We start from the raw sequence: 6,622 nt of genomic DNA, 5'->3' as shown, positions 1-6,622 counted from the left end.
TCGCGAGCTCAACATCGACGCCGAGGGCATCGACATGGGCCCGTCCCCCACGGACGCCGCCCTTGCCGCGGACCTCGCGCTGCCGATCGAGGAGCTCGAGCTCACCGTTCGTTCGTACAACTGCCTCAAGCGTGAGGGCATCCACTCCGTGGGTGAGCTCGTCGCCCGCTCCGAGGCCGACCTCCTGGACATCCGCAACTTCGGTGCGAAGTCCATCGACGAGGTCAAGGCGAAGCTGGCCGGCATGGGCCTGGCCCTCAAGGACAGCCCGCCCGGATTCGACCCGACCGCTGCCGCGGACGCCTTTGGCGCGGACGACGACGCGGACGCCGGGTTCGTCGAGACCGAGCAGTACTAAGAACTCGGGTTCCACGGCCGGTTCCAGGCTGTGGGACGGTTCTTGGCTGGTCGCGCAGTTCCCCGCGCCCCTTGGGGCGCGGATCCTCCGGGCGCCTTGCAAGAGGCGCCCGGATCTCCGACGGGCAATCGCCCGCTCGGACACTGACCCCGGTACCTGATACGGCCGGGGCAGACACCTAGGAGAAACACCATGCCGAAGCCCACCAAGGGTGCCCGTCTGGGCGGCAGCGCCGCGCACGAGAAGCTGCTCCTCGCGAACCTCGCGAAGTCGCTCTTCGAGCACGGCCGCATCACCACCACCGAGGCGAAGGCCCGTCGCCTGCGCCCGTACGCGGAGCGTCTGGTCACCAAGGCGAAGAAGGGTGACCTTCACAACCGCCGTCAGGTGCTCTCGGTGATCACGGACAAGAGCATCGTGCACACGCTCTTCACCGAGATCGGCCCGCGCTACGAGAACCGCCCGGGTGGCTACACCCGTATCACCAAGATCGGTAACCGCCGTGGCGACAACGCGCCCATGGCCGTCATCGAGCTGGTGGAGGCCCTGACCGTGGCCCAGCAGGCCACCGGTGAGGCCGAGGCGGCCACCAAGCGTGCCGCCAAGGACGCCGAGGTCAAGACCGAGGCTCCGGCCAAGGTCGAGGACGCCAAGGTCGAGGACGCCGCCGAGGCTCCCGCCGAGGAGTCGAAGGACGCCTGAGGCACTGCCTGGCTGTGAGCGGGTCCGTCCCTTCGGGGGCGGGCCCGCTTTCGCGTTTCCGGCACAGCTGCCGGCCTTGAGAGGATCTAGGTGTGAGTGACGAAGTACAGCCCGGGTTCGTACGGGTGCGTTTGGATCTGTCGTACGACGGGACCGGGTTCTCCGGGTGGGCCAAGCAGGCCTCGGGGCGCCGGACCGTGCAGGGGGAGATCGAGGACGCCCTCAGGACCGTCACGCGGTCCAGGGACACCACGTACGAGCTGACCGTCGCCGGGCGCACCGACGCCGGTGTGCACGCGCGCGGGCAGGTGGCGCACGTCGATCTGCCCGTCGAGCTGTGGGCCGAGCACGAGGAGAAGCTGCTCAAGCGGCTGGCCGGGCGGCTGTCCAAGGACGTGCGGGTGTGGTCCCTGAGGGAGGCCCCCAGCGGGTTCAACGCTCGCTTCTCCGCGATCTGGCGGCGCTACGCCTACCGCGTCACCGACAACCCCGGGGGAGTGGACCCCCTGCTGCGGGGACACGTCCTGTGGCACGACTGGCCGTTGGACGTCGACGCCATGAACGAGGCGGCCGAGCGGCTCATGGGCGAGCACGACTTCGCCGCGTACTGCAAGAAGCGCGAGGGCGCCACGACCATTCGTACGCTCCAGGAGCTGAGCCTGGTGCGCGGGGACGACGGGGTTATCACCGCCACGGTCCGTGCCGACGCCTTCTGCCACAACATGGTGCGCTCGCTCGTCGGCGCGCTGCTGTTCGTGGGGGACGGGCACCGCGGGCCCGACTGGCCCGGGAAGGTGCTCGCGGCCGGCGTGCGGGACTCGGCCGTCCATGTCGTACGACCGCACGGGCTGACGCTGGAGGAGGTCGGCTACCCCGCGGACGAACTGCTCGCGGCGCGCAACAAGGAGGCGCGGAACCGGCGGACGTTGCCGGGGGCCTGCTGCTGAACCGGCTGCCGGCGGAGGACCGGAGCCCCACTGCGTAGGCCGTCGGCCACGAGGACCTGCCGCGCGGAAAGCGAGGCCCCGCCCTGGGCCGCTGTCCGAGGGCGGGGCTGTTCAGCCGGGTCGCAGTCGTGCTTACTGCCTGACGGTGAAGTACTGCCAGGCGCCCCAGGTGCTGGGGTTGGTGTTGTCCTTACTGCTGTGGATGTACTCCGCGGCGATGCGGAACCTGCTGTTGACGGACTTGGTGAGAGACATCTGGTGGCGGCCTGCGCTGCTGGAGCTCAGGGCGGCGCAGGGGGTGGTGGTCTGCGTGTGCCAGGCGCCGCTGTAGTACCGCTGCACCCGGAAGACGAGGCACTGGCCGGCCTTGTTGGGTGTGACGGTGGCGTCGAGTCGCTCCTTGGCGGTGTGGTGGTACACCCAGTAGAGAGTGCTGCCGTAGTGCGTGCTCGTGTAGTAACCGGACAGTTTCTCCGAGATCCGCACAGAGGACTGCACACTTCGGGCGACGGTCTTCGGGGCGTACTGGTAGTCGCCGGCGAACACCGCGCTGAACGTGGTGTTGCGGGCGAGCTTGTAGGACCCTGTCAGATTGCCGTGGGAGTCCACCGTGCCCGACTTCACCAGGACCGATGTGCCGCCGAACGGCTGGGCGTAGATCGCCACCGTGCGCTTGTTGTAGGTCGTACCGAGGTGAGCGGTGACCTTCGCGGACTGACCATATGCGTACGTCGAGTGGTCGGTGGTGATGGTCAGGACCGTCGAGACTCGGGACACCTGGACGGTGGCGCTGCGGCTGCCCGGCTTGTGTGAGATGTCGCCGCCGTAGGCCACCTTGTAGGTGTTGGCGCCGCCGATCTGCGGGATGTCCGCGAACGTGAACGAACCGTCCGCGGCGACCTTCGCGTTGGCGAGTGCGACGCCGGACGGGTGTGCGAGGTCGGTCTTCGTCACCGTGACGACCCCACCGGTGGCGAAGGGCGAGCCGGAGAGGGTGCCGGACACGGTCAGCTTGTGCGTGCGGGTGGCCGTGGCCGGGGCCGCCAGAGTGACCGAGGTGGCCAGCTTGGACACCTGGACGAGGCTTGTCGTGCTCGCCGCCTCGTGTGTTGCGTCCCCCGCGTAGCTTGCGGCGTAGGTGTAGGTGCCCTCTGCCGACGGGGTGTCGCTGAAGGTGAAGGAGCCGTCCGCCGCCGTCGTCACATCGGGCAGTGCTGTTCCGTTCCGCGTGATGTGCGCGACCTGACCTGCGGGAAGCGCCACGGACGAGGTCAACGTGCCGGCGACGGTCAACTTCCGACCCGGCACACCCGTGCTCGGGGCGGTGAGATGGAGCGAGGTCGCCGCTTTCGGGTCCGGGGCCGGAGGCGCCGCCTCGCTGACGACCGGGCCGCTGACCGTCTGCACGTCGGAGCTGTCGCCGGTGGCACCGGAGAAGGCGAGGAGCGCGGTGGACGTCAGCGTCGGTGTCGCGTCCATCACCTGCGTCCCGTCGATCCAGACGTACAGATGGCCGGTGGCCACCTGGATGTCGACCTGGTGCGTGCCCTGGCGCAGGGAGGTGCCGAGTGTGGCCACCGACTGGTAGTTGATCGCCGACGAGTCGGCCGCACTGCGGCCGACGCCCACGAAGTTCTGTGCCTTGAGCGTGTCGTTCCAGCCGGTGGCGAGCGCGATCACCGTGCCCGGCCGCCCCGCGATGCCGAGGCTGTCACCGGTCCCGCCCAGTGCCGAGGCGGAGTTCTGGGCCGGGTCGAGCAGAGTGAGCGTCATGCCCTTCCCACCGCTGCCGGGGCCGAACTTCGTGGTGAAGGTGGCCCGCAGACCGTCGGTGCGCAACGGCTCGGTGTACACCGCCGTGCCCGCCTGATTGCTGGTGGCCGGGGTCAGCTGGACCCCGCCGCCGTCGGCCGGCACCGCCGAGCCGTTGGTCTGCCACTTCCCGTCGTCGGCCGAGGTGGTCGTGGCGGTGCCGGTACCGGTGCCCTTGATCGGCACGTACATGGCGCCCTGGCTGTTGCCGTTCGTGTCGGTCCCGGTGCCGGTGACCTCGTAGAAGGCGCTCAGATCCGCAGCCGAGCGCGGAGTGAACGTCACGTTCTGCACCGCGGTCTGTTCAGGACCGATGATCAGGCCCTCCGACAGCTGTACCGGGCTGTTGAAGTCACCTGTCGGCGCCTTGGCCTTGGTCACCGTCACCGGGATGTTGCCGGTGTTGGTGATGGTGAACGACAGCGACTTGGAGCTGCCGATCGGGACCTGGCCGAAGTCCAGTGAACTCGTGGAGAACTCCAGGTGTCCCTGCCCCGTGATGGCCGTCGCGCTGACCGGCACGCTCAGTGTGTGTGTGGCGCCGCCGCCGCTGCTGCTGACCACGAGCGCGTCGCTGTCGACCTGGTCGCCGGTCGGGGTGTAGGTGACCGAGAGCACGAACGAGCCACCGGCCGGTACGACCGTCCCCGCGTTCGGCAGCCCCGAGGCGGAGAAGGCGCCGCCGGGCGAGTCGACCGAGTCGATGGTCTCCGGTTCGGTACCGGTGTTGGTGATCTGAAGGTTCAGCGTCGAAGTGCTGCCGGTGGGCACTTCCCCGAAGTCCAGGGCGGCGGGTGCCGCCCCGAGGCCGGGCCTGGTGCCGACGCCGTGGAGGGCGAAGACCAGCTTCTGGCCGTCCGACAGGTTCGCGGTCAGCGTGCCGTTGATGCCGCCGGTGGCGGTGGGGGCGAAGGTGATCGGTACGTCCAGGGTGGCGTCCGCCGCCAGCGCCGTGGGCTGCTCGGGGGTGGGCACGGCGGACGGGTCGACCGAGAACGCGCCGGAGGCCTTGAGCCCCGTGACGCTGACGTCCTGCGTGGCCGTCAGTTTCATCTCGGCGGAGCCGCTGTCGCCCACACCGACCTGACCGAAGTCCAGCGAGGCCGCGGTCAGAGCCGTCCTGGCCGGGCTGCCGAAGCCGTAGAGCACACCGTCCCGGGTGCCGACGTACACCTTGCCGCCCTCGGCGGTCGGCGTGCTGAACTTTGTCGCGGTGCCGATCGGCGCGGACCACAACAACTGGAGCAGGCCGTGGCCGTCGGGAGTGGGGCTGTAGGCGCGCAGGGTGCCGTCGGCCCCGGAGGCGTTGCTCGCGGAGGTCATCCACACCAGGGCACTGGACTCGTCCGTGCCGTCGGACGTGACCAGGGGAGAGCCGCTGGTGTAGCCGAAGGTGTCCTGGCTCTGGCCGGTGAGGGTGAGCGTGGGCGTACCGCCGTTGCGCACGCCGTACTTGAGAGCGCGCAGCGGACCCTGGTTGCCGACGACGTAGACATAGCCGCCGTCGCCGCCCCAGAACGCGGGGTGCCCCCACATGCCCTGGTAGGGGCCGGACACGCTCACCGCGGCGTCGCCGCCCTGGGCCCCCTGGCCCATGCCGCCGAGGTTGTCGCGGTCGAGCAGGAACACCCGCCCGTCCTTGCCCTGCTGGATCAGCAGGTGCGGGTGCTCGCTGGTACCGAAGCCGTCCGGCAGCGCCATCGGGGCGCCCGAGGAGATGTCCTGGTCGTTGAGGTCCAGGGTGGAGGCGTCGCTCGGGCTGAAGAAGTCGGCCGTACCGAGGGTGTTGTCCGCGCCGACCTGAAGGCGTACGACGGACTCGGCCAGGGTTCCCTGAACGGTCTTGCCCGGCCCGGGAGCCGGGCTGATGCCGTTCCCGGTGCTGAAGAAGATCCGGCCGGACCCGTCCGAGACCAGTCCGCCACCCGACTGCCAGATGCCGGAGCCGCCGGTGCCGGCACCGGTCACCGCCGCCCACATCGAGGTGATGCTGTGCCCGGTGGTGCTCACCCCGACCACATAGCCGCGGTACGGCCACGCGTCACAGTGGCCGCCGAAGCCCGCGTAGACGACGCCGTCCATCAACAGCAGGCCGGGGCGCTGCTGTTCGTAGTAGGCGTCGAACTTGGCGCTCGGGTCGTTGACGGGGCTTCCGGCGATGGTGACCGGCCACCCCGGGCGCTCGGCTCCGGAGGCCGGGTCCACCGCGTGCATCAGCCACGTCGGGTGGCGGTGCGTGGAGGTGCCGTCGTCGACCTTGGTGGTGAAGTAGAGGGCGTTGGTGGCCGGGTCGTAGACGGGAGTCGCGGTCGCCCCCACATTGGGTGTCAGGTCCCCGCAGCCGATCGCCGAGGCCGGCCATGCCGGTCCGTAGTTCTTGCTCCACTCGATCGCGCCGGTGGCGCGATCGAGGCCGTACACGGTGTTGCTCTCGGTGACCGCGATCACCTGGTCGCCCAGCACCAGGGGCTGGGCGTATATCTGCCCGTCCAGTTTCGTGGCGAAGAGCCGGCCGAAGGCGGACGACTGGACGACTGCCGGGGAGAGCCCGGCCTCGTTCTGGTCCCAGTTGGTGCGCAAATTGTCGATGCCCTGGGTGGTCTGGTCGGCCTGGGCCGAGGATGCCACCAGGCTGATCGTCGTGCCGATCAGTGCCGCAGCGGCCACGGCCACTGTGGCGAACAGCTGTCTGCGCCGCCGGTTGCGATGGCGGCCACCGCGTGCGGGCACGGAAAACCCGGGCAAATCGGGACCTCCCCCTAGTGTTCGCGCCCGGAATGATCGCAGGTGTGGCGCAAACGTG

Annotated in this window: 4 protein-coding genes; 3 read left to right on the top strand and 1 reads right to left on the bottom strand. The window is 69.7% G+C overall.

The window, feature by feature from the left end; genetic code table 11:
* The 3 genes from AQJ27_RS13715 to truA all read left to right on the top strand — a co-directional run.
* The coding region (locus AQJ27_RS13715; protein WP_279636194.1) for a DNA-directed RNA polymerase subunit alpha C-terminal domain-containing protein at nt 1-358 on the top strand (358 nt) is incomplete at its 5' end.
* A 192-nt stretch (nt 359-550) separates the two neighbouring features.
* Nucleotides 551-1,060: a 50S ribosomal protein L17 gene (gene rplQ, locus AQJ27_RS13710; RefSeq protein ID WP_060895277.1), complete on the top strand. Its 510-nt coding sequence runs from the start codon at nt 551-553 to the stop codon at nt 1,058-1,060.
* Nucleotides 1,061-1,152: 92 nt separating this feature from the next.
* Nucleotides 1,153-2,007 (top strand): tRNA pseudouridine(38-40) synthase TruA, encoded by an 855-nt coding sequence (gene truA, locus AQJ27_RS13705; protein WP_067367073.1) that lies wholly within the window; start codon nt 1,153-1,155, stop codon nt 2,005-2,007.
* Between the two features lie 132 nt (nt 2,008-2,139).
* Here truA and AQJ27_RS13700 read toward each other — a convergent pair whose 3' ends face one another.
* Nucleotides 2,140-6,564 (bottom strand): Ig-like domain-containing protein, encoded by a 4,425-nt coding sequence (locus AQJ27_RS13700; RefSeq protein ID WP_235613586.1) that lies wholly within the window; start codon nt 6,562-6,564, stop codon nt 2,140-2,142.
* Nucleotides 6,565-6,622: the final 58 nt, after the last annotated feature.

The organism is Streptomyces olivochromogenes (assembly GCF_001514115.1).
Taxonomy (GTDB): domain Bacteria; phylum Actinomycetota; class Actinomycetes; order Streptomycetales; family Streptomycetaceae; genus Streptomyces; species Streptomyces olivochromogenes.
The sequence above is the reverse complement of the archived record's forward strand: the minus strand, read 5'-3'. Positions and strand labels throughout refer to the sequence as shown.

Bases quoted from the DNA above. Each gene is read 5' to 3' on its own strand.
- rplQ (WP_060895277.1), top strand. From the start codon at position 551: ATGCCGAAGCCCACCAAGGGTGCCCGTCTGGGCGGCAGCGCCGCGCAC.